Source organism: Tsuneonella aeria (assembly GCF_009827495.1).
Lineage (GTDB): Bacteria > Pseudomonadota > Alphaproteobacteria > Sphingomonadales > Sphingomonadaceae > Tsuneonella > Tsuneonella aeria.
The window spans coordinates 12,597-36,794 of sequence record NZ_WTZA01000002.1; the positions used below are offsets into that span (position 1 = coordinate 12,597).

17 protein-coding genes are annotated in these 24,198 nt (G+C 66.7%); 5 read left to right on the top strand and 12 right to left on the bottom strand.

The window, feature by feature from the left end; genetic code table 11:
* Positions 1-3: 3 nt before the first annotated feature.
* The 3 genes from GRI40_RS10570 to GRI40_RS10580 form a co-directional block, all read right to left on the bottom strand.
* Entirely contained in the window at positions 4-459 is a 456-nt protein-coding gene (locus GRI40_RS10570; RefSeq protein ID WP_160611563.1) for a CHRD domain-containing protein, read from the bottom strand.
* Positions 460-672: 213 nt separating this feature from the next.
* Positions 673-2,247, bottom strand: coding sequence for a glutamine-hydrolyzing GMP synthase (gene guaA / locus GRI40_RS10575; protein ID WP_160611564.1), 1,575 nt, complete (start codon positions 2,245-2,247; stop codon positions 673-675).
* A 538-nt stretch (positions 2,248-2,785) separates the two neighbouring features.
* A complete protein-coding gene (locus GRI40_RS10580; RefSeq protein ID WP_160611565.1) occupies positions 2,786-4,348 on the bottom strand; it encodes a class I adenylate-forming enzyme family protein in 1,563 nt (520 codons plus the stop codon).
* A 169-nt stretch (positions 4,349-4,517) separates the two neighbouring features.
* On the opposite strand from GRI40_RS10580, the gene gyrB reads away from it, so the two are divergent.
* Positions 4,518-7,046, top strand: a complete 2,529-nt coding sequence (gene gyrB / locus GRI40_RS10585; protein ID WP_160611566.1) for a DNA topoisomerase (ATP-hydrolyzing) subunit B — start codon at positions 4,518-4,520, stop codon at positions 7,044-7,046.
* Here gyrB and GRI40_RS10590 read toward each other — a convergent pair.
* Complete coding sequence (locus tag GRI40_RS10590) at positions 7,035-7,631, bottom strand: hypothetical protein (RefSeq protein ID WP_160611567.1); 597 nt, start codon at positions 7,629-7,631, stop codon at positions 7,035-7,037. The genes gyrB and GRI40_RS10590 overlap by 12 nt on opposite strands.
* A 163-nt stretch (positions 7,632-7,794) precedes the next feature.
* Here GRI40_RS10590 and GRI40_RS10595 point away from each other — a divergent pair, with 163 nt between their 5' ends.
* Complete coding sequence (locus GRI40_RS10595) at positions 7,795-9,534, top strand: bifunctional metallophosphatase/5'-nucleotidase (RefSeq protein WP_202390326.1); 1,740 nt, start codon at positions 7,795-7,797, stop codon at positions 9,532-9,534.
* On the opposite strand, the gene GRI40_RS10600 is transcribed toward GRI40_RS10595, so the two are convergent.
* From GRI40_RS10600 to GRI40_RS10625, 6 genes are all read right to left on the bottom strand, one after another.
* On the bottom strand, positions 9,531-10,160 hold the full coding sequence (locus GRI40_RS10600; RefSeq protein WP_160611568.1) for a TetR/AcrR family transcriptional regulator: 630 nt from the start codon (positions 10,158-10,160) through the stop codon (positions 9,531-9,533). The genes GRI40_RS10595 and GRI40_RS10600 overlap by 4 nt on opposite strands.
* Positions 10,161-10,321: 161 nt before the next feature.
* Positions 10,322-10,780: a hypothetical protein gene (locus GRI40_RS10605; protein ID WP_160611569.1), complete on the bottom strand. Its 459-nt coding sequence runs from the start codon at positions 10,778-10,780 to the stop codon at positions 10,322-10,324.
* Between the two features lie 104 nt (positions 10,781-10,884).
* Positions 10,885-12,534: a carboxyl transferase domain-containing protein gene (locus GRI40_RS10610; protein ID WP_160611570.1), complete on the bottom strand. Its 1,650-nt coding sequence runs from the start codon at positions 12,532-12,534 to the stop codon at positions 10,885-10,887.
* Positions 12,531-14,171: an AbgT family transporter gene (locus tag GRI40_RS10615; RefSeq protein WP_160611571.1), complete on the bottom strand. Its 1,641-nt coding sequence runs from the start codon at positions 14,169-14,171 to the stop codon at positions 12,531-12,533. Before GRI40_RS10615 ends, GRI40_RS10610 begins: the two co-directional genes overlap by 4 nt.
* An 88-nt stretch (positions 14,172-14,259) precedes the next feature.
* Positions 14,260-14,631, bottom strand: a complete 372-nt coding sequence (locus GRI40_RS10620; protein WP_160611572.1) for a DUF1801 domain-containing protein — start codon at positions 14,629-14,631, stop codon at positions 14,260-14,262.
* A complete protein-coding gene (locus GRI40_RS10625) occupies positions 14,628-15,794 on the bottom strand; it encodes an isovaleryl-CoA dehydrogenase (RefSeq protein ID WP_160611573.1) in 1,167 nt (388 codons plus the stop codon). The genes GRI40_RS10620 and GRI40_RS10625 overlap by 4 nt, the downstream gene beginning before the upstream one ends.
* A gap of 150 nt (positions 15,795-15,944) precedes the next feature.
* Here GRI40_RS10625 and GRI40_RS10630 point away from each other — a divergent pair, with 150 nt between their 5' ends.
* Positions 15,945-17,462 carry a sensor histidine kinase gene (locus GRI40_RS10630; protein ID WP_160611574.1) on the top strand — a complete coding sequence of 506 codons (1,518 nt, stop codon included), beginning with the start codon at positions 15,945-15,947 and terminating at the stop codon, positions 17,460-17,462.
* Positions 17,463-17,477: 15 nt separating this feature from the next.
* On the opposite strand, the gene GRI40_RS10635 is transcribed toward GRI40_RS10630, so the two are convergent.
* Positions 17,478-18,557, bottom strand: a complete 1,080-nt coding sequence (locus GRI40_RS10635; RefSeq protein ID WP_160611575.1) for a class I SAM-dependent methyltransferase — start codon at positions 18,555-18,557, stop codon at positions 17,478-17,480.
* Between the two features lie 9 nt (positions 18,558-18,566).
* Positions 18,567-19,448, bottom strand: coding sequence for a prolipoprotein diacylglyceryl transferase (gene lgt, locus GRI40_RS10640; RefSeq protein WP_420006874.1), 882 nt, complete (start codon positions 19,446-19,448; stop codon positions 18,567-18,569).
* A 145-nt stretch (positions 19,449-19,593) separates the two neighbouring features.
* On the opposite strand from lgt, the gene GRI40_RS10645 reads away from it, so the two are divergent.
* Positions 19,594-21,288: a class I adenylate-forming enzyme family protein gene (locus GRI40_RS10645; RefSeq protein WP_160611576.1), complete on the top strand. Its 1,695-nt coding sequence runs from the start codon at positions 19,594-19,596 to the stop codon at positions 21,286-21,288.
* Entirely contained in the window at positions 21,285-24,074 is a 2,790-nt protein-coding gene (locus GRI40_RS10650) for a [protein-PII] uridylyltransferase (protein ID WP_160611577.1), read from the top strand. Before GRI40_RS10645 ends, GRI40_RS10650 begins: the two co-directional genes overlap by 4 nt.
* The last annotated feature ends 124 nt before the right edge of the window (positions 24,075-24,198 follow it).

Consider the following 24,198-nt stretch of genomic DNA (forward strand, 5'->3'; position numbering starts at 1 on the left):
CGGTCAGTCCGCGAGCTGGCCGCGGATCGCTCCGTTCGGGTAGGCCGCATTGTGGACCTGGACGTAGAATTCCGCCGGGTTGCCCTGCAGCCGGTTCTGCGTCCATTCGCGCGCGTCCCTGCAGCCCTGCCAGTTGCCTTCGTTCGAGCGGGCGAGCGTGAACACCGGCGGCCCGTTCGTGCCGGCGCGGCCATAGTGGATGTGCGCGCTGGTGGGCGCGTCGATGCCCACCACGTCCTTGATCTCCCAGCACACCTGGCCGAACCCGTCGCTGACGGAAATCTCCGCCCGTGCCGATCCGTCCGGATCGCCGCCGCCGCCGACCACGTTGGCACCGGTCAGCATTGCGTTATAAGTGTCGGACGTTGCGTCCACCGCTTCTTCTTCCAGCGTAGCGCAACCGGCCAGCGCCGCAGCGCCCGTCAGGCTCACCAGCGTGAACGTGAGTTTCCTGTTCATCTCAGCCTCTCCTGTCGTCAGCGCGTGCCCGATGGTGCACGCAGGCCGGTAACGGGTTGGCTGGGCGGTGCGTTCCGCCGGTGGCGCCCACGGCCGGATTGGCGTCGAACCCACGCAGTAGCCTGCGGGCGCCCGGCGTGCGCTCACCGGTGCGTAGCAGCGCGATTGGGGGATGTCGTTGACCGCTCGCCCGCCGACATCAGGCCCTAGACGTCACTCCCACTCGATCGTGCCGGGCGGCTTGCTGGTATAGTCGTACACCACGCGGTTGATGCCCTTCACCTCGTTGATGATGCGGGTCGCGACCTGGCTGAGGAACCCCGCGTCGAAGGGGTAGATGTCGGCGGTCATCCCGTCGATGCTGGTAACCGCGCGCAGGGCGCAGACGCTGTCGTACGTGCGGTAATCGCCCATGACGCCCACCGTCTTGACCGGCAGCAGGACGGCAAAGGCCTGCCAGATCGCATCGTACAGCCCCGCGTTACGGATTTCCTCGAGGTAGATCGCATCCGCCTTGCGCAGGATATCGCAACGTTCCTGCGTCACTTCGCCGGGGATGCGGATGGCGAGCCCCGGGCCGGGGAAGGGGTGCCGGCCGACGAAGCGGTCGTCGAGGCCAAGCTCGCGCCCCAGTTCCCGCACCTCGTCCTTGAACAGCTCGCGCAAGGGTTCGACCAGCTTCATGTTCATGCGCTCGGGCAGGCCGCCGACGTTGTGGTGGCTCTTGATCGTGACCGAAGGTCCGCCGGTGAACGACACGGACTCGATGACGTCGGGGTAGAGCGTGCCTTGTGCAAGGAAATCGGCGCCGCCGAGCCTGGCGGCCTCCTCCTCGAACACGGTGATGAACTCGCCTCCGATGAACTTGCGCTTCTTTTCGGGATCGGTTTCGCCCGCAAGACCCTCAATGAAACGTCTCTTTGCATCGACCACGACCAGCGGGATGTTGTAATGGTCGCGGAAAAGCGTCTCTACCTGCGCGCGTTCGTTCAGGCGCAACAGGCCGTGATCCACGAACACGCAGGTGAGCTGGTCGCCGATCGCCTCGTGGATCAGGATGGCCGCGACCGAGCTGTCCACGCCGCCGGACAGGCCGCAGATGACCTTTCCGCTGCCGACCTGCTCACGAATCTCGCGCACCTTGGTCTCGCGATAGGCGGCCATCGTCCAATCGCCGGAACAGCCGCAGACGTGACGGACGAAGTTGGCGATCAGCTTGCCGCCATCAGGCGTATGGACGACCTCCGGGTGGAACTGCGTGCCGTAGAACCGCCGTTCTTCGTCCGCGATCACCGCGAAAGGCGCGCCGTCGCTCACCGCCACGATGCGAAAGCCGGGGGCGAATTCGGTCACCTTGTCGCCGTGGCTCATCCACACCTGGTGACGCTCCCCCACCTGCCACAATCCTTCGAACAGGGCGCAGTTTTCGGTGATCGTGATGAACGCGCGGCCGAACTCCCCGTCCCATTCGCCGTCACGCCCGGCCTCCACCCGGCCGCCGAGTTGATGGCTCATGACCTGTTGGCCATAGCATATTCCAAGGATCGGCACCCCGGCGTCGAACAGCATCTGCGGCGCGCGGGGGCTGCCTTCCTCGGGTACGCCTGCCGGCGATCCGGACAGGATAACGCCACGGGGCTTCATCCGCGCGAACGCCGCTTCGGCCTGCGTGAACGGCGCGATCTCGGAATAGACACCGGCCTCGCGCACGCGGCGGGCGATGAGCTGGGTGACCTGGCTGCCGAAATCGACGATCAGGATGGAATCGGATGCGCTGTCGGATATCATGCCGCGCGCGTTAGGCGAGGGGCCGGGCTCCGTCCATATTGCACGAGAGTGCACGGAATCCGATCTTTCAGTTGCATGGCACGCAACACGTCCCGCAGTAATCTCATTTGTGAAAAGCCTCACGAAAGATTATTACGTCTCTCGAACCGAACGCCGCGCTGTCTCTCTCCCGACACCGGCGGCCTTCGGCAAGCGTCTGCGACCACGTCCCCCCGGGTCCTCAGGCGCGCTCGCCCCCGCTGTCACTGGCAGCGGCTCGCGATGTAAAACGGGGCGGCGCCATCTCCTCTCCCTCGGCTGCCGCCCCGTCATCGCGTTTCCGAGCATTTTACCGGGACATCGGCTGAGTGTTGCCTGGGCCGCAACCGAAGCCCGTTCTGCCCCAGGCAGAACGTCTTGACGCCACGACACCACGTGCGCGCGGCTGCTGCCGCGCGCCGAACGAACAGGGATTTTGAAGAATGCGTATTGCCTCTCACATCGCCGCCTTTCTCCTCGCCACGGCCATCAGCGGCCTGACGCTCGGCGCGACGCTCGCCTAAGCGATCTCGATCGACCGCGCGGCCAGTTCGCGCAGGTCGGTCTTGAGCAGCTTCCCGATATGGCTGCGCGGCATCTCGTCTATGGCGAGAACCGCCGCCAGCCGCTGCGTCTTGCCCAGGCGCGCGTTGGTTTCGGCCATGATCCGATCGACGCTATGCCCCCGCGCTTCGGGCGCCAGGCGCACGAAGCCGACCGGGGTTTCGCCCCACTTGCGACTTTCCACGCCGACCACCGCGGCCTCCGCGACGGCCGGATGCTTCTCCAGCTCGGCTTCGAGATCGCTGGGGAAGATGTTAAACCCGCCCGATATGATCATGTCCTTGGCCCGGCCGACCAGTTCGACGAACCCGTCGGCGTCGATCCGGCCGATATCGCCCATGCGCTGCCAGGTTTCTCCGGTTGCGGGATCGACCCAGTATCCTTCGCGCGTCTTGCCGGGCTGGTTCCTGTAACCGGACATCATCGTGCCGGACCGGCCGACCAGGTGCCCGGGTGTGCCCGGCGGGACTTCGCGATCCTCGTCGTCCAGCACCTTGAGCTCGCTCCCCGGCGCGGGACGGCCCACGGTATGCAGCTTGTCGGGAAATTCGTGCGCGGCAAGGATGCAGACGACCCCGCCTTCGGTCATCGAATAGATTTCGGCGAGCGCCCCGGGCATCCGCCGCAGCACCTCGCGTTTGAGCTCGGCCGAGAAAGGCGCAGAGGTGCAGTACTTCAGCTTCAGCGCCGACAGGTCGAAGCGATCGAACCCGGCCGCGTCCATCAGCCGCTGGTATTGCACGGGCACGAGCATGGTGACCGTGGTGCCGTCCGCCTCCGCATGGGCGAGCCAGCGCTGCGCATCGAACTTGCCCATTATGCGGACCGATCCGCCGGCAAGAAGGGCGGGCAGGAAGGCCACCATCGTGGTGTTTGAATAGAGCGGCGTCGATGCCAGGCTGATCACTTCCAGCCCCTGCGCATGAAAGCTGGCCGCGGTCGACGCGAATTGCCGCCAGCGCATCTGGTGCGAATGAACGATGCCCTTGGGCACGCCGGTGGTGCCGCTCGAATAGATTATGTTGAACGCGTCGCCCGGTTCCGGCGCGAAGGGCGGGGCCTCGGTCCCGGCGGGCGCCATCCAGTCGTCGAGGTCCTCGTCGAGGACGATCCGTTCCAGGCCGGGGAAGCAATCCGGGCCCAGCTCCGCCAGCCTGGCGCGGTCGATGAAGATGCGGCGCGCACCGCTGTCGGCGGCCATCCCGGCGAGTTGCTGCGGGCTGGCGCTGGTGGTGAGCGGCGCGGCGACGCCGCCCGCCCTGATGGCCGCCAGAAACACCAGCGCATAGGGGATCGTGGACGTGCCGAGGATCGCCACCGATTGACCCTTCTCCAGCCCGTCGGAGATCAGCCGCGCGGCGATCCGCTCGATCCGGTCGGCAAGCTCCGCCCACGACAGTTCGCCCGCCTCGTCGCGCAGCGCGATTGCGCGGCGTTGCACGCGCGCCCACTCGGACAGCATCTGCGGGAAGGAACCAAACGGATCCGCCAGCCGGGCCGCGATCTCGTCCGCCGTCATTCCGCGGTCCCCTTCATGCGGTCGGACCCGGCTGCGGTGCCGACTGCAAACAGCGCGAATATCATCGGCATCCTCCTTCGCCGGGCCGTGCTTTTCAGCACCAATCGCCTGTGGATGGAAGGGGCGGCAAAAGGTTCCACAATGGCGCCACGATGCCTATATGATGGGCATGGACGATACCCCCCAGAATTCCGCCACGAAGAATGAGTACGGCGCCAGCAGCATCAAGGTCCTGAAGGGCCTCGACGCGGTGCGCAAGCGCCCGGGCATGTACATCGGCGACACCGACGACGGATCGGGCCTGCACCACATGGTTTTCGAGGTCAGCGACAACGCCATCGACGAGGCGCTGGCCGGGCATTGCGACCTCGTGCTGATCGAATTGAACCCGGATGGCTCCGTCTCGGTAGAAGACAACGGGCGCGGCATCCCGGTGGATATGCACGCCGAAGAAGGCGTCTCCGCGGCCGAAGTGATCATGACCCAGCTTCACGCCGGCGGTAAGTTCGAAAATTCCAGCGACGACAACGCCTACAAGGTATCGGGCGGCCTCCACGGTGTCGGCGTCTCGGTCGTCAACGCGCTTTCCGAATGGCTGGAGCTTACGATCTGGCGCGACGGCAAGGAGCACTGGATGCGGTTCGAACACGGTGACGCCGTGGGGCCGCTCGTCGTGCGTGGCCCGGCGGGGCGCGACCGTAACGGCACGCGCGTGACCTTCATGGCCAGCACCGACACGTTCAAGAACGTAACCGAATACGATTTCGAGAAGCTGGAGCACCGCTACCGCGAACTGGCGTTCCTGAATTCCGGCGTGCGCATCAAGCTCCGCGACCTGCGCCACGAAGAACCGCTGGAGCACGATCTTTATTACGAAGGCGGTATCGCGGCCTTCGTGAAGTACCTCGACCGGAACAAGGCGCCGCTGGTGCCTGAACCGATCTCGGTCTCGGCCTACAAGGACGGAATCGGCATCGACGTCGCGCTGGAATGGAACGATTCCTACTACGAGAACGTGCTGTGCTTCACCAATAACATCCCGCAGCGCGACGGCGGCACGCATCTGGCTGCGTTCCGCGCGGCGCTTACCCGCACGATCAACAGCTATGCGGAACGCACGGGCCTGCTGAAGAAGGAAAAGGTCAGCCTGACGGGCGAAGACATGCGCGAAGGGCTGACCGCGATCGTCTCGGTCAAGCTGCCCGACCCCAAGTTCTCGTCCCAGACCAAGGACAAGCTGGTCAGTTCTGAAGTCCGCCAGCCGCTGGAATCGCTGATGGGCGAGAAGATGACCGAGTGGCTCGAGGAAAATCCGGCCGACGCCAAGCAGATCATCCAGAAGATCGTCGACGCGGCCGCCGCACGCGAGGCGGCCAAGCGGGCCCGCGAGATGAGCCGCAAGGGCGCGATGAGCGTCGCCTCGCTACCCGGCAAGCTTTCCGACTGCCGCGAGCGCGATCCCGCCAAGTGCGAGCTGTTCCTGGTCGAAGGGGACAGCGCGGGCGGTTCCGCCAAGTCGGGCCGCGACAGCAAATACCAGGCCATCCTGCCGCTCAAGGGCAAGATCCTGAACGTGGAGCGCGCGCGGTTCGACCGGATCATCTCGTCGAAAGAAGTGGGCACGCTGATCCAGGCCGTCGGCACGGGCCTGCGCGATGAATTCAACCTTGAAAAGCTCCGCTACCACAAGATCGTCATCATGACCGACGCTGACGTGGATGGCGCGCATATCCGCACGCTGCTGCTCACGTTCTTCCATCGCCAGATGCCGGAGATCGTGAAGGGTGGGCACCTGTTCATCGCGCAGCCGCCGCTGTTCAAGGTAAGCAAGGGGCGCAGCGAGGTGTACCTCAAGGACCAGGCCGCGCTCGACCGATATCTCGTCGAAGCGGGTCTCGCGGGCCGCGTCCTCGAGACGAGCGAAGGCGCGCGAACCGGCGCGGACCTTGCTTCACTGGTCGAATATGCGCTGCGCATCCGCAGCCTCCTGGGCTTCGTGCCGCGCAAGTACGATCCCGCCGTCATCGAGCAGATGGCGCTGGCCGGCGCGTTCGATCCGTCGCTCGATGCGGCGGGGCGGTTCGCCGCGCTCGAAGGTGCCGCGAACCGGCTGAGCCAGGGCGATCCCGAAGCCAGCTGGAGCGTGGATCGCCGCGAGGACGGCTTCATCGTCTTTGCGCGCGTCTGGCGCGGCGTCACCGATGCGCACGAGATCGAGAGCAAGTTCATCGACAGTGCCGAAGCGCGCAAGCTCCACCGGCTGGCGGAGGAACACGCGTCCGCCTTCGCCGCGCCGAGCCGTTTCACGCGCACGGCGGCGGACGCCGGCCCCGAAGTGGACGCCCTGCCCGAGATCGACGGTGAGACGGGCGTAGATGGCACAGGCGACAACCAGGACCAGATCGCGCCGGTGGCATTCGACGGCGCTATCACGCGCCCGTCGCAGTTGGTCGACGCAGTGCTCGCCGCCGGGCGCAAGGGCTTGTCGATCAGCCGCTACAAGGGTCTGGGCGAAATGAACGCGGAGCAGCTTTGGGAAACCACGCTCGACCCTGAAAACCGGGCCTTGCTGCAAGTGAAGGTCGAGGATGCCGACGTGACCGACGAAATCTTCACGCGCCTCATGGGCGATGTGGTGGAGCCGCGCCGGGAATTCATCCAGGACAACGCGCTCAACGTCGCCAATCTAGACGTGTGAGCGATCGATCTGGGCAGGGCGGGTGACCGCCCCCTCGGGCCGATCGGGCTGCTCGTTGGTAAGTTCGTCGAACAGCTCTTCGTAATGGATCATTGCCTGGCGCAGGTCTTCGGTCGTCGCCTTGCCATCCACTTGCTTCAACGCGATGTCGTGGCCCGCGCGGTAATGGCGGGCCACTTCGCCATGCTCCACCGTCAGGCTTTCGAACCGGGCGTCGAAATCGTCGACCGGGAATCCGCGCGCCAACATGACGTCGCCGATCGCGCGGTCGCCGTCCATCACGGCGGCGGCCGGATCGTCCACGAAGCGCGCTTTCGCAGCGGCCCAGGCCCCGGCAAACCGTTCGCGCTCCGCCGGACCCAGCGGCCGCAGCTCCAGGCTCGCTGCCCGCTTTTCCCGCTCCATCAAATTGGCTTCCGCTTTGCCGCGCCCGCCGGCGGCCGCGACGGTCCGGTCATACTCCGTCTCGCCGAACCGATCGCGCAAGGCCGCCGTTCGGCGCGAGCGGACCAGCACCCACAAGATCAGCGCCGCCACCAGGATCAGCGCGAGAATGGCGATGAGGGCGGTCTGGTCGATTTCCATTGTGGTGCCTTCCGACTGGCAAAAACCTGCATGCGCAGTCCCATTCGAACGGGACGGCATGGGCATGGTTCCATATTTAGCAAAGTACAGTCGGGCGCCTGCCGGCCGGGTGGGCCGCAGTTTGGGGTTGAAGGGCGCGGCGCCGCGGTGCACCAGCGACGGCATGATCCGTCCATCGATCCGCGCCCTTGGAGCGACCGCGCTGTCCCTCGCCCTCGCAGCATGCGCCACCCTGCCGGGCCCGAGCATGACTGCGGACGAAGCCCCCGTCACCGTGCGGATCGTCGGCCTCAACGATTTCCACGGCAACCTGGAACCGGTGCGTCGGCCGGTGAAGCTGGAAGACGGGAAGGGCGGGCAGCAGGAAGTCTTCGCCGGCGGCGCGGCCTGGCTGGCGAGCGCGGTGGAAAGCGTCCGGGCGCAGAATCCGCATAGCCTGGTCATCGGAGCCGGCGACCTCATCAGCGCAAGCCCGCTCGCATCGTCGCTGTTCCTGGATGAACCGACAGTTGGCGTGATGAACCGGCTCGGCATGGATTTCACCAGCGTCGGCAACCACGAATTCGACCGCGGGTGGAAGGAGCTGAAGCGTCTGAGAGAAGGTGGGTGCGAGAAATTCACCCTGCGTGAACCGTGCGCCGTGGAGCCGGACTACAAGGGCACCGACTATCCCATCCTGGCGGCCAACGTCCGCATGCCCGATGGCAGCACGCTGTTTCCAGGCGCCGCCATCCGCCGGTTCGGCAGCGGCGCGGGCGCGGGCGCGGTCGCGGTCGGCGTGATCGGACTGACGCTCAAGGGCACCGCGCAGATCGTCGATCCCGCCGGTATCCAGTGCATCACGTTCGAGGACGAAGCGGATTCGATCAACGCGCTTGTCCCCGGTCTCGTGGCGGACGGGGCCGATGCGATCGTCGTCGCCATTCACCAGGGTCTGGTGACGGAGCCCGGCGACGACTTCAACGGCTGCGGGGCGATGGCGGGGGACTTGCGCGCTATCCTCGAACGGATGGACCCGCGGGTCGACCTCGTGATTTCGGGCCACACGCATCGTGCCTATGTCTGCGATTTTTCCACCGTCGACCCGGCGCGCCGCTTCACCGTGACCAGCGCGGGGGCGGCGGGCACGATGCTGACCGATATCGCGCTGACGATCGACCCGCGGCGCGGCGATGTCTTGGGCGTCAGCGCGCGCAACGTGCCGGTGCAGAGCCCGGGCGAAGGGCGCCCGGAGAACGCGGCCTTCCCGGTGTTCCAGCCCGATCCGGCGGTGGCAACCTATGTCGCGCGCTATGTCGCGGCCGCCGCCGAGGTGGCGGAGCGTACCGTGGGGCGGATTTCAGGCGCCGCCACGCGCGAACGGCCGGAAAGCCCGCTCGGCAACTTCCTCGCCGACGCCCACCTCGCCGCCACGCAAGGCGCCGGCGCGCAGATCGCGCTGATGAACCCCGGCGGCATTCGCAGCGAACTCACCGCCCGGCCAGATGGATCGGTAACCTTCGGCGACATTTACGGCGTGCAGCCCTTCGGCAATACGCTCGTCACGATGACGCTGACCGGGGCGCAGCTTCTGCGGGTGCTGGAGGAACAGCTTGCCAATCCCAACGAACAGAACGTGCTTTCGGTCAGCACGGGTTTCGCCATGACCCTGGCGCCGACGCGCCCGGCCGGACAGCGCGTCGTCGCGGCGACGCTGGGCGGCGTGCCGATCGATCCTGCGGGCACGTACCGGGTGACGGTGAACAACTTCATCGCCGGCGGCGGCGATGGCTTCGTGACCCTGAAGGAAGGGACCGACGCGACCGTCGGGCCGCTCGACCTCGATGCGCTGGAGGCTTACCTGCAATCGGCACCGGTCATGGCCATGCCCGCCACCGGGCGGGTCACGATGCTCGGCAGCTAGGCAGCGCGCAGGCCGCGAACCCCGCGCGCACCGCCGTCGGCCCCGGACAGGCCGGCGAAGAGCGTGTCGACGATCCGGCCCAGCTTCGCCTCGCTCAGCCGATCGTCCATGTAGGTGAGCATTTCGGCCATCGTGTAAGGCATGACCATCTGGTTGATCAGCGACAGCGCCTCGTCGATCGCCAGGCCTTCGAATGCCCCTTCCGTCTGGGCGTGCGCGATCATTTCGCACAAGTAGTGGTCGGCAAGATCTACGTAGCTGCGGACATGTTCGAAGTGCACCGCGCCGAGCTCGCAATAGACCTTGAACGCGGCCGGATCGGCGCGATACCGTGCGCGGTTGAGGTTGAACCGGCGCGCGAAGAATTCGTACATCTTGCGGTTCGGCGGCAGGTCGCTCGCCACCACTTCGTCCATGACGGCGACGTGGCCCGAGAACCAGTTTTCCACGATCGCATCGAACAGGTCGGTTTCGTCTGGAAAGGCGCTCTCGATCCGCGCGCGCGGCAAACCCGCGGCCTGCGCCAGAGTCAGGCGGGTGACGGTGTCGCCCCGTTCCTCGATCAGCCGCATGGCGAGCGCGACGAGCCGCTCCCGCTCGTTCGAGGCAGACATGTCGGTGTTCATGCAACGCTCCAGCCGGAGGACCCGGCGGACAGTCTAGGATGCGGCGCGCGCGGCGTGAAGGGGCCGCGCGCGCGTTTTCGTTCCAACGGCGCGCGGCGGGGCGGCCACGCGCCAGTCATTTTATCGCGAAGCGGCGCGGCGAGGTGGCCCGCCGCACGCGTTCACATGGTGGCGCGCCGCCAGGTCATCGCTTCGGTAAAGGGACCGGTCACCGCCGCATCCTTGCTGGCCAGCTTGTAGATCGCGCCGTCCGCGATCGCATAGACATCCTCGCCGATCAGGATGCGGCTGTTGTCCGAATACCAGTTGTAGGTGCCACTGGTCTTCGTGCCATCGGGCGCAGTCATCGTCCAGGTGTCGTTGGGGCCGAGCACCAGCGTGCTTGCGCGTCCGTCCGCACCGGTCTGCGAATACGTCCCTTCGTACTGCACGGTCGTGCGGGCATTGGCAGGAACGGCCGGGAAGGTGGCGGTGGCCGCCGGCGCGGTGGCCGTGGTTCCCGTCGTGGCCGCGGTGGTGGCCGCGGCATCCCGTTCGGCGGTGTCGGCGCCGCCGCACGCGGCGAGTGCGAGCGATCCGGCCGCCACCAGGGCAAGACGGGGGACGTAAGCTGGGTTCATGACGTGCTCTCCTGCGAAGTTGCGAAACACCCAACGGGCGAGCGGGCCGGGAGTTTCGCCCGGCGAGCGAGATGTAGATTCTGCTGCTTTGCCGGCCCGCCGGGCTACATGCGGAACACGCCGAACGCAGGCCGTTCCGGAATGGGTGCTTCCATGGTGGCGGCAAACGCCAGGCCCAGGACATCGCGCGTCTGCGCCGGATCGATCACGCCATCGTCCCACAGGCGGGCGGTGGCGTAATATGGATTGCCCTCGTCCTCGTACTTCTGGCGGATCGGGGCCTTGAACTGTTCGGCCTGTTCCGCGGTCCAGTGGTCGGAATCGCGGTGAACGGTGGCAAGCACGCTTGCCGCTTGTTCCCCGCCCATCACGCTGATCCGCGCGTTGGGCCAGGTGAACAGGAAACGGGGGGAGTAGGCCCGCCCGCACATCCCGTAATTGCCCGCCCCGAAACTGCCGCCAATGACGACCGTGATCTTGGGCACGGTGGCCGTCGCGACCGCGGTGACCAGCTTGGCTCCGTGCTTGGCGATACCTTCCGCTTCGTACTTGCCGCCGACCATGAAGCCCGAGATGTTCTGAAGAAACAGCAGCGGAATGCGCCGCTGGCAGGCCAGCTCGATGAAATGGGCCCCCTTCTGCGCGCTTTCCGAAAACAGCACGCCGTTGTTGGCAAGGATCGCCACGGGCATGCCCCAGATGTGCGCGAAGCCGCACACCAGGGTGGAGCCGTACAGCGCCTTGAATTCGTGGAATTCGCTACCGTCGACGATCCGGGCGATGACTTCGTGGACATCGTACGGTGCGCGGACATCTTCGGGGATCGTTGCGTAAAGATCCTCCGGATCGAACTTCGGGGGCCGCGGGTCCTTCAGCCCTTCCGGGTCGAGCGTGGTCGAAACGCTGCCGAGCCCGCGGTTCTGGACCCCCCCTGATCCGAACGGCGAACCGAGGTGCGAAACGATGTCGCGTACGATCGTCAGCGCGTGTTCGTCGTTGTCGGCAAGGTGATCGACCACGCCGGACTTCCGGGCGTGGAGATCGCCGCCGCCCAGGTCTTCCGCGCTGATCTCCTCGCCCGTCGCGGCTTTCACCAGTGGCGGCCCGGCGAGGAAGATCGTGCCCTGTTCGCGCACGATCACCGTCTCATCGCTCATCGCCGGGACATAGGCCCCGCCCGCGGTGCAGCTGCCCATCACGCAGGCAATCTGCGGGATGCCCTGCGCGCTCATGTTCGCCTGGTTGAAGAATATGCGCCCGAAGTGCTCCCGGTCGGGGAATACTTCGGCCTGGTAAGGAAGATTGGCCCCGCCGCTGTCGACCAGGTACACGCACGGCAAACGGTTCTGCTGCGCGATTTCCTGCGCGCGGAGATGCTTCTTCACCGTCATCGGGTAATAGCTGCCACCCTTCACGGTGGGATCGTTGGCAACGATCATGACCTGCCGGCCGCTGACCCGGCCGATGCCGCAGATCATCGACGCGCCCGAGACGTCGCCTTCGTACATGCCGTTGGCCGCCAGCTGCCCGATCTCGAGGAACGGCGCACCGGGGTCGAGCAGCCGCTCCACCCGCTCGCGCGGCAGCAGCTTGCCCCGCGCAACATGGCGTTCGCGGTGCTTTTCGGGCCCGCCCAGCGCGGCGGCTGCGACGCGCGAACGCAGATCGTCGGCAAGGGCGCGGTTGTGGGCGCTGCACGCCTTCGCTTCCGCGCTGTCGCGGTCGAGTTTCGAGGTAATCGTCGGAGCGGTCACTGTGCGGTCCCCACTGGCGTGTCGAGATAGACCTGGGCGCCTGGCCCCAGAGGAAGATCGAGCATGACCCAGCCGACCGTCATGCAAATACCCACGACCATGAAGGTGAGTGCGTAAGGCAGCATCAGGGCCAGCAGCGAGCCAACCCCCATCGTCCGGTCCCATCGCTGGCTGAACACCAGGATCAGCGGGAAATAGCTCATCAGCGGTGTCATGATATTGGTGTAGCTGTCCCCCATGCGGTAAGCCGCTGTGGTCATTTCCGGGCTGATGCCGAGCAGCATGAACATCGGCACCACCACCGGGGAAAGCGCGCTCCACTTGGCCGATGCGGAGCCAATGAACAGGTCCAGCACCGAAGACAGCAGCAGCACGCTGACGAGGAGGATCGCGGCGGGCAGTTCCATCGCGGCGAGGGCGGCCGCGCCGTTGATCGCAATGATCGGCCCGATGCCTGACCAGTTGAACATCGCCACGAAATGCGCCGCGAAGAACACGAAGACCAGGTACGGTGCCATCGTCCGCACCCCGTGCTGCATCATCTCCATCACGTCGGAAGCACCGTTGACCGTGCCCGCGGCGCGTCCGAATGCGGTGCCGGTGAGCAGGAACAGCAGGAAAAAGAACGCGATGAGCGATGCGTAGAGCGGCTGGAGGGCAGCGGTGCCAACGGCATCCTCGTTGATGAAGGGGGTGTAGCCCGGCCACAGGGCGAGCGCGGCGAAACCGCCTGCGAGGAGCAGGGCGACGAGGCCCGCACGGCGCAGACCCTTGCGCTCCACCGCCGTCACCTCGGTCTTGTCGAGGTCGGCGCGGAGTTCCGCGTCGATGATGCCGTTCCAGGTGCCGAGGCGCGGCTCCACCACGCGGTCCGTCACGAACCAGATCACCGGCGTGAACAGGGCGACGATCGCGGCGATGAAGTACCAGTTGCCGAGCGGGTTCATCGTCCAGTCGGGATCCACGATCCGCGCCGCTTCCTGGGTAAAACCGAACAGCAGCACGTCGATCTGGCCGGGCATCAGGTTGCCGGCATACCCGCCGGATACCGCCGCGAATGCCGCGGCGAGCCCGGCCAGGGGGTGACGCCCGGCCACGGCGAAGATGATCGCGGCCAGCGGGATGAACACCACGTAGGCCGCGTCCGATGCGTGGTGCGAAACCATGCCCACGATTGCCACGATGGGCGTCAGCAGCGCGCGCTTCGCATTGCGGAGCGACAGGCGGATGAGGGCCGAGAACATGCCGGACCGCTCTGCCACCGCGGCGCCCATCATAATCGTGAGGACGAGGCCCAGCGGCGCGAACCCGGCGAACGTTCGCGGCATTTCCGTGAACAGGCGGGTGATGTTCGCTTCGGAAAAGAGGCTCGACGCGGTGTAGGTCAGCACTCCGTTTTCCAGCGTGGCGAACTCCGGCGCTTCTTCGCCCGGATAAGGGAGCGATGCGGACCATCCCATCGCCGCACCCAGGGCCGAAATCAGCATCAGCGCGAAGATCAGGTAGATGAAGATGATCGTCGGATCCGGCAGCAGGTTGCCGACCCGCTCCACGAAGCCAAGGAACCCCCGCTGGCGCTCCAGCGGCGGCGCGGACCCCGCCTCGACCGGGGGAACGGTATTTTCCGCGCCGCTCATTCGGCGTCTCCCAGGTTGCTTCTGCTTCGGCCCTTGTTGTCAGTGGCCTGCTGAAACTTTGCCAACCGCCTTGTTCCGGACGCGCCGATCATCCGGCAGCCTCGAGCCAGCGTGTGAACAAGTCGGTCACTTCGCCGCGCCGCCGCTCCACCGTTGCCGCGTCTGCGAATTTCACCACGCCGCGGTCGGGCGCGGGCCAGGCCGCGAGCCTCGCCTCGTCTTCGAAGAGGAAATGGCTGTCAGTTCTTGCCGCACCGCGATGCAATACCGCCCGCACGCCGCCCTTCCGTTCCATACCGAGGGTGATCCGGTCCTCGCCGTCTTGCGCGAAGCTGGGCGCGTTCCATTTGATGCTTTCGACCAGGCCGGGGCCGGCTTCCAGGGCAATGGCCCTTAGCGCGTCGATGGCCGGCAGCTCGCGCGGGTCGCATTGCGCCCGCCAGCGTTCCACCGCGCTCATCCACCCGCGCCGATCAGCTCGCGGCCGATCAGCATCCGGCGAATTTCGTTGGTGCCCGCCCCGATGTCGAGCAGCTTGGCGTCGCGCAGGTAGCGTTCCACCGGCCAGTCCCTGGTGTAACCCGCGCCGCCCAGGGCCTGGACCGCCTCGCCCGCCACGCGGAACGCGTTTTCGCTCGCCAGCAGGATGGCGCCGGCGGCGTCGAAGCGGGTGGTCTGGCCCGCATCGCAACTCCTGGCGACGGCGTAAGTGTACGCCCGCGCCGATTGCAGCGCGACATACATGTCGGCCACCTTGGCCTGGATAAGCTGGAAGGCGCCGATCGGCTTGCCGAACTGCTTGCGCTCGCGGACGTAGGGGATGACCGTGTCGAGGCACGCCTGCATGATCCCGAGCTGAAGGCCGGCAAGAACCACGCGTTCGTAATCGAGGCCGCTCATCAGCACGCCGACCCCGCCGTTTACCGGGCCCATGACGTTCTCTTCCGGAACTTCGCAGTCTTCGAACACGAGTTCGGCGGTGGGGCTGCCGCGCATGCCCATCTTGTCGATCTTCTGGCCGATGGAAAAGCCGGGCATGCCCTTCTCGATCAGGAAGGCCGTGATCCCCCGGCTCCCCGCGGCGCCGTCGGTCCTGGCATAGACCACCAGCGTATCGGCGTGAGTCGCGTTCGTGATCCAGAACTTGGTGCCGTTGAGCACGTAGCCGCCGGCCACCGCGTCCGCCTTCAGCTTCATCGACACGACATCCGATCCGGCGGACGCTTCGGACATCGCCAGGCTGCCGACATGTTCGCCGGAAATCAGCCGGGGCAGGTATTTCGCCTTCTGCTCCGGATTGCCCCAGCGACGGATCTGGTTGATGCACAAGTTGGAATGCGCGCCGTAGCTCAGGCCTACGCTGGCCGAGGCGCGGCTGATCTCCTCCACCGCGATGACATGCTCCAGATAGCCCAGGCCAAGGCCGCCGTCGGCTTCATCGACCGTTATGCCGTGCAGCCCTAGTGCGCCCATCGGCTCCCACAGTTCGCGCGGGAACCAGTCTTCGCGGTCGGCGCGTTCGGCAAGCGGGGCAACCTGTTCGTCGGCGAAGCGGGCGGCTGCCTCGCGAATCATTTCGGCGCTCTCGCCAAGCTGGAAATCGAAATCGGGGGTCGCGCGCAAAGGGTCTCTCCATCTAGCCCCGTGGCGCATAGACGAGCGGTGCGGCGCCTAGCAAATCCTTCCATACCAGCTATTTGCGCCGAGGTTAATTTTCCTCCGCAAAGTATTTGAACAATTGCGGAATTGCCGTATCATTGGCCGCGTCGCAATATGCCTACATCCGATCCTACAGCTTGGCCCACCGGGGTTCCGCCAGCGGAAGCCTTTCGCGGCGAGGATGCGCGCCTGACGGTGCTGGAAGCGCATGGCGCAAGGACGCTGGGTGCTGCCGGCGATCCAGAGCTTTCGGAGATCGCGCAGTTCGCCGCCCGCCTGTGCGATGCGCCGATCGGGCTCGTGTCGCTGGTCATGGCCGAAACCCAGCAGTTCGCCGGGCGCAGCGGCATCGACGTGCGCGAGACGTCGCGATCGGAAAGCTTCTGCGCGCATGCGATGATGGGGGCCGAGCCCATGCAGGTCGCCGATGCTGCCGCCGATCCGCGGTTCGCCGACAATCCGCTCGTCATCGGCGATCCGCACATCCGGTTCTACGCCGGCGCTCCGTTGATCTCGCGCGAAGGCGCGCCTCTCGGGGCCTTGTGCGTGATCGACACCGTGCCGCGGCCGGCGGGCCTCACCCCCCTGCAGCGCGACGGGCTGCAATTGCTGGCCCGTGCGGCGATGCGGCGGCTCCACGCGATCCGCCAGCAACGGGCGGCGCTGAGCCAGGCGAATTCCAGCGCCCGCGCCATGCGCGAAGTGGCCGATATGTTGCCGGCCATCATCTGGACGGCGGATGCCGAAGGGCATTTCGACTATTTCAACCGGCGCTGGTCGGAGGTTACCGGCGTCGCCGGCCCCCGGACGGCGGAAGAATGGCGCCCGCTGATCCATCCCGACGATGCGGAAGCCACTTTCGCTGCATGGTGTGCGTCCTTCGGCGAGGGGCGGCGGTTCGAAAGCAGTTACAGGTTGCGTCATGCTGACGGCACCTGGCGCTGGACCCTGGCGCGCGGGATTCCGCAACGCGACGTGATGAAGAACCTGACGCGGTGGTACGGCACGCTGACCGATATCGACGACGGGCAGCGCCTGTCGGAAAGCCGCGACCTGCTGGCGCGGGAGCTTTCGCACCGGATCAAGAACATCTTCGCCGTTATCGCCAGCCTGATCTCGCTGCGCGCGCGGCAGCGCCCGGAACTGGCGACCTTCGCCGACGAGCTGAACTCCACCATCCGGGCGCTGGGCCGGGCCCACGACTTTGTCCGTCCGGTCGAAGGGGTCAAAGGCGACAGCCTGATCGGCCTGCTGCACGAGCTCATGGCTCCCTATGCGACAGACGCAGACAGGATCCGGATCAGCGGGGAGGACTGCCAGATCGGGCCCCGTGCCGCGACGCCCCTGGCGCTGGTGTTCCACGAACTGGCGACCAACGCGGCGAAGTACGGCGCGCTGTCGGTGGAGCATGGCAAGGTCGCGATCGCGTGCGAGACCGTGGGGGACACCGTGCGGATCTGCTGGCTGGAACAGGGCGCGTCGGTCGGCATGACGCCGGGCGCCGAAGGGTTCGGTTCGCGCCTGGTGAAAAGCGCGATCGAAGGCCAGCTCGGCGGACAGATGGACCGCCGTTTCGAGCAGGGCGGCCTCGCCGTCGATGTCGAGGTCCCGCAGTCTTCCATCCGTAGCTGACGCGCGGGTTCACGTTCAGGGGGCCGGCGCGCCCCCTTCCGGGTCGAAGCCCACGCCTTGCGGCCAGTCCGGGCTGCCGATTCCCATCACCTTGAACAGCGCGCCCATCTGGTCCTGTGCGATCAAGCGGTCGCGCGCGGCCGACAGCGCGGCGCGCTGGTGCGGCGCGCTTAGCGCAAGCGCTTCGGCGCGGGTCTCAATGCCCAGCGTGCGCAGCCACGCGCCCTGCGTGGCCGTGCCCATCCAGCGCGCGCCGTGCGCCTGCGCCACGCTTGCGAGGGTCGCGAAATCGACGTGCGCGGTGAGGTCCGCTTCGCCAGGGGATGCGAACGGATCGACCTTGCGGTGCGCCTTCACGGCCTGCAGCGTCGATCCCCCGCGCCGGTCGGTGTGGCCATAATCGATCAGCAGCGCGGCGCCACCCTGGGCGGCGATACGCGCGGCCAGTTCCTGCATGATCGCAGCGGCGGCGGGGGACGTTTCGATGATCGTTCCCTGCCGCGCATCGCGCCAGTCGGGCGGGACCGCGGCATCCATCGGCGCACGGCCGCTGACGTGCACGAACCTTTCGCCGTCGAGGTCGATCATGCGTTCGCGCCACCCTTCGGCAGCGCGGACGAGCTGGCGCACCGGCAGCGCGTCGAGGAATTCGTTGCCGACCACCAGGAGCGGCCGGTCCCCGGGCAGGGACATGAGATCGTCATGGAACCGGGCCCGGGATACGGCTTCGGCCTGCACGGCGCGAAGCGCGGGCGAGCTTTCGACGAAGTGAATATCGGGTTCGAGGCGATAACGCGCCATCGTGCGCAGCGCATCGCGCGCGAGCGTGCCGCGGCCGGGGCCCAGTTCGACAAAGGCGACGGGTTCGGGCGCGCCGGCCCTGACCCACAAGTCGGCCAGCCACAATCCGATCAGCTCGCCGAACATCTGGCTGACTTCAGGTGCAGTGACGAAATCGCCGCCCGCGCCCAGCGGGTCGCGGCTGGTGTAATACCGCGCGTTCGATTCCGCCATGAAGTGGGCCACGCTGATGGGCCCGGTGGTGCGGATCAACCGGCGGAAAGTCTCGCCCAGCGGCGTCGTGCCTTCACCCATGCCGGGTGGTCACGCAGCCGCGGGTTGCGGGGCCGCGCTGCCAATCGGGGGGCGCATCAGCGCACGGGCGGCGATCGCCAGGCCCAGCACGATCAGCGGAATGGTCAGCCACTGGCCCATGCTGAGGCCCGTGCTGCGCGCCAGTTCGGCAAGCTGCGCATCGGGTTCGCGGAAGAATTCCGTGGTAAAGCGGGCAAGCCCGATCCCGGCGGTAAATACGCCCACCAGCAGGCCCGGCCGCCAGCGCGCCCGTGTGCGCCAGAACAGGTACAGCATCACCGCCACCATCACCGCGCCTTCGAGACCGGCCTGGTACAGCTGGCTGGGATGGCGGGCGAGCTGCAGCGGGTCTTCGGGAAAGATCATCGCCCACGACACGTCGGTCTGCCGGCCCCACAGCTCCCCATTGATGAAGTTCGCGAGCCGCCCGAACATCATGCCGAACGGTACGTTGACGGCGATGTAGTCCGCCGTGCGCAGGAAACTGATCCCACCCCGCCAGCATACCCAGGCGATGGCGGCCAGCACGCCCAGCACCCCGCCATGGAAGCTCATTCCGCCTTCCCACAGCTTGAAGAATTCGAGCGGGTTGCGCAGCAGGTAGAAATCCGGGCTGTAGAACAGTGCGTAACCCAGCCGACCGCCCAGGATGATGCCGATCGTGCAATAGAAGAACAGATCGTCGGCGTGGCGCTGCGCCATCGGGCTGCCGGGCGCCTTGATCATCTTCGTCAGATGCCAGTAGCCGAGGACGATCCCGGCGAGATAGGCGAGCGAATAGAACCGGAGTTCGAAGAACCCCAGATCGATCCCCTTGCGCAGGCCAAGGTCTTCGAAATGGATGAATTGTCCCGCGTTCTGCGCGGTTTCCGCCAGTAGTGACAGCAGCACGAATGATCCTTACCCTTGGTCCGATCCCGCATCGGTGCCGGTCCGCGCGCGGCTCTTGCCATAGCGCGGGGGCAAGTGAAAGCCGGGCGGAAAACGCGGGTGGGCGCAATGCCACCCCGAACTTGGAAGAGAGGACCGATACCCGATGGCTACCGAACTCGACGCTGCGCTTGACCGGATCATGGATGCGATGACCGCACCCGGTCAGCCGTTCGAGACCACGCCGATCGAACGCCGCGGCGTGCAGATGGCCGCGTTCAGGAATGCGCCGCCCAGCCTGGCCCACTATCTTGCCCATTATTGTGCGGAGCACCGCGACAATCCGTTCCTGGTGGACGGCGATACCCGGCTGACATTCGGGGAGACGTATGCCGCCGCCCGCGCCGTCGCGGCCGGGCTCGTCAGCCGGCATGGTGTGCAGAAGGGGGATCGAATCGGCATCGCCGCGCGCAATTCGATCAACTGGATCGTCGCCTACATGGGCACGGTAATGGCGGGCGGATGCGCCACCCTGCTCAACGGATTCTGGACCGGGGAGGAGCTCGCGCACGGCGTCGCGATCGCCGAATGCAAGCTGATCCTCGCGGATGCACCGCGCGCCGCGCGGCTGGAAGGGACGGACCACGGGGCCCGGGTGATCGTATTCGGCCATGGCGGCGATCCATCCGAAGGGCTCGGCGAGGTGTGGGGCGATCCCGATGCGGCAACCCTGCCGGAACTGGGGCCGGACGATGTGGCGACGATGCTCTACACCTCGGGCTCCACCGGCAGCGCCAAGGGCGCGTGGAGCGATCACCGGTCGGTCGTGCACGGAACCATGAGCTACGTGGCACAGAGCGCGATGGCCGCGCTGCTGATGCAGAGCCGGGGAGAGGACGTGGGCGCCACCCAGCCGTGCGCGCTGGTGGCCGTGCCGCTGTTCCACGTGACCGGCGAAATCCCCCTGTTCCTCCAGAGCTTCGCCATCAATCGCAAGCTGGTGCTCATTCCCAAATGGGATGCGGAACAGGCGATGCGGCTGATGGAGGAGGAGGGGGTGACGTATTTCGTCGGGGTCCCCCTGATGAGCTACGAAATCGCCACTCATCCCAACCGCGGCGATTACGACCTGTCCGCTTGCAAGAGCTTCGCCGCGGGCGGGGCCCCAAGGCCGGTCGAGCACGTAGACCGGATCAAGGATGCATTCCCCGACAGCTTTCCCCTGCTCGGCTACGGCCTCACGGAAACCAACGCGGTCGGCTGCGGCAACTTCAACGAAAACTACCTGGCGAAGCCGGGCAGCACGGGGCGCGCCAGCCGCCCCATCGTGGAGATCGCGATCCTGGACGACGCGGGCAAGCCGGTGGGGCAGGGCGCGACGGGCGAGGTTTCCTTCCGCAGCGTGGCCAACTTCAACGGCTACTGGAAGAACGACGACGCCACGCGCGAAGCCTATACCGACGACGGCTGGTTCCGCACCGGCGACCTCGGCTATCTCGACGAGGACGAATACCTGTTCATCGTGGACCGCAAGAAGGACATCATCATTCGCGGCGGCGAGAACATCAGCTGCCTCGAGGTGGAGCAGGAAATCTACGCGCATCCCGATGTCGCGGAATGTTCGGTCTTCGGGCTGCCTGACGAACGCTTCGGCGAAATCCCGGCGGCGGTCTATGTCGCCAAGGAGGGGCGGCACGTGGAGCCCGACGATCTGCGCGAATTCCTGACCGGGCGGCTGGCGGCGTTCAAGATACCGCAGCACATCTGGCACGCGACCGAAGCGCTGCCCCGGCTGGGCACGGAGAAGATCGACAAGCGCGCGCTCCGCACCCGCTATGCGAACATGGCCGAGGCGCGTTGAGCGCACCGCGCATCCCCAACCAGCGCGCGATCATCGATCGCCGCGCCCTTGCCGAGGAAATCGCGGGCCTGGCGGCGCAGGGCGGCACCGCCGCGCGGCCGGCGATCGTCGCCGCGCTGAAGGCGGCGCTCGAAGCCGGGCGGGCGGAACTCGACCGGCGGCTGGAGGAGAAACCGTCCGCCGGCCACGAGATTACCGGGGGGCATTCGTTCCTGATCGACCAGGTCGTGCGCGCCATTCACGATCACGTGGTGGCGGACGTCTATCCCACGGCCAACCGCTCGACCGGCGAACGGCTCGCGCTGATGGCGGTGGGCGGTTACGGCCGGGCGGAGATGGCGCCGCATTCCGACGTCGACATTGCCTTCATCCACCCCACCCGCAATGCGCCGTGGTGCGAACAGGTGATCGAGGCGATCCTCTATTACCTGTGGGACCTGGGCCTCAAGGTCGGTCATTCGAGCCGGTCGGTCGACGATACGATCCGCATGGCGCGCGGCGACCTCACCATCCGTACCGCGCTGCTGGAAAGCCGCTACGTCTGGGGCGACCAGCCGTTGCACGACGAGGTGACGCGCCGCCTTGCCGACGAAGTCATGCGCGGCACCGAACGGCAGTTCGTCGCGGAAAAGCTTGTCGAGCGCAACGCGCGGCACAAGCGCATGGGCGACAGCCGCTATGTCGTGGAACCCAACGTCAAGGACGGCAAGGGGGGCTTGCGCGATCTCCAGACGCTCTACTGGATCGGCAAGTACATCCACAAGGTGCGCGTGGCGGCCGAACTGGTCGACGTGGGCCTGTTCACGCGCGCCGAATACCGCACGTTCCGCCGCGCGGAAGGGTTCATGCTGGCGGTGCGCTGCCATCTCCACACGATCACCGGCCGGGCAGAGGACCGGCTGACCTTCGACCTGCAGCGGGCGGTGGCGGCGCGCATGAAATTCGCCGACCGCCCGGGCAAGAGCGCGGTCGAGCGCTTCATGCAGTTCTACTTCCTCCAGGCGAAAAGCGTCGGCGCGCTGACCGGGGTGTTCCTTGCGCACATCGACGAACAGTTCGCCCGCAACCGGGCGCGCAAGGGCCTGCTGGCGAGCTTCACCCCGCGGGCCCGCGCATTGAAGGGCTATCGCGTATTCGGCGGACGCCTCGCCGCGCCGTCGGACGACTGGTTCGCGCAGGACCCCGTGCGGCTGATCGAGGTGTTCCAGCTGGCCGAGGCGAACGGGCTGGAGATCCATCCGGAAACCATGCGCCAGGTCGCGCGCGATGCCGGCCTGATCCGCGCCGAAGTGCGCGCCGACCCGCGCGCCAATGCCCTGTTCCTCGACCTCCTTGCGGGCCGCAACGACCCGGAAACGGTGCTGCGCTGGATGAACGAGGCCGGCGTCTTCGGCCGCTTCGTGCCCGACTTCGCCCGCGTGAACGCGCAGATGCAGTTCGACATGTACCACCACTACACGGTGGACGAACACACGATCCGCGCGATCGGCCTGCTCAGCCGCATCGAGAAAGGCGAACTCACCGCCGACCACCCGCGCGCGTCCGCGCTGATCCACAAGGTGGCGAGCCGCCGGGTCGCCTACGTCGCCGCCCTGCTCCACGACATTGCCAAGGGGCGCGGCGGCGATCATTCGCTGCTGGGGGGCGAAGTGGCGGAGGAACTGTGCCCGCGGTTCGGCCTGGACGAAGGGGAGACCGCGCTGGTGGCGTGGCTGGTGCGCCAGCATCTGTTGATGAGCCGCACCGCCTTCAAGCGCGACCTGACCGACCCCAAGACGATCGAGGATTTCGTCGCCGAGGTGCAAAGCGTGGAGCGCCTGCGCCACCTGCTGATCCTGACGGCGGTCGATATCCGCGCCGTCGGACCGGGCACCTGGAACAGCTGGAAAGGCCAGCTGCTCGGCGACCTCAGCGATGCGGCGATGGAGCGCCTCCGCCTCGGCCACATGAAGCACGGCCGCAGCGCCATGGTCGCGGCGAAAAAGGCCGCGGTGGAAGAGGCGCTGGGCGACAAGGCCGGCCTGCTGCGCCTCTACGCCGACCGCTTCGACGATTCGTACTGGATCGCGGAGCCCGAAGACATCATCGCGCTCAACATCATGCAGTACGGCACCGCGCACGAAGATGCGGCGAAGGTGTCGGTCCATTGCGAAGTCTATCCGGCGCGCGGGGCGACGCTGGTGACGGTGATCGCGGCGGACAACCCCGGCCTGTTCTACCGCATCGCGGGCGGCATCCACCTTGCCGGAGCCAACATCATCGATGCGCGCATCCACACCACGCGAAGCGGGTGGGCGGTAGACAATTTCCTGGTGCAGGACCCGCACGGCGCGCCCTTCAGCGAACCGGCGCAGCTTGCCCGGATCGAACACGCGGTGGCCGAAGCGCTGGCCAACCGCGTGGCGCTGGTGCCGGAACTTGCCCGCAGGCCGCTGCCGCACAGCCGCGCGCGGGCATTCGACGTCCGCCCCGTAGTCACGTTCGATAACCGCGCGTCCAACCGGTTCACGGTCATCGAAGTCAACGCCCGCGACCGGGCGGCCTTGCTCAACCGGTTGGCGCGGGCGCTGTACGACAGCGGGCTGGTGGTCTTCAGCGCCCATATCACCAATTACGGCGAACGCGCGGCCGATACGTTCTACGTGACCGAAACGGCGGGCGGCAAAGTCACCGAACCCGCACGGTTCAAGGCCATCGAAGCCGCGCTGCTCGATGCGGCGAGCGACGAACGGCAGGCCGAACTGGAAACCGCCGGTGCGGCCGGGCCAAGCCCCGCATCCGAATAATTCGCTATTTCCGGCACGTCATGCTAGTGCAACGGCGCTGACGTCGAATTTTGCGACGGACTTCGGATTTTGACGACCGCTGCCCGGTAAAAAAAGGCCGCGAAAACCAGACGACGACTTCCTT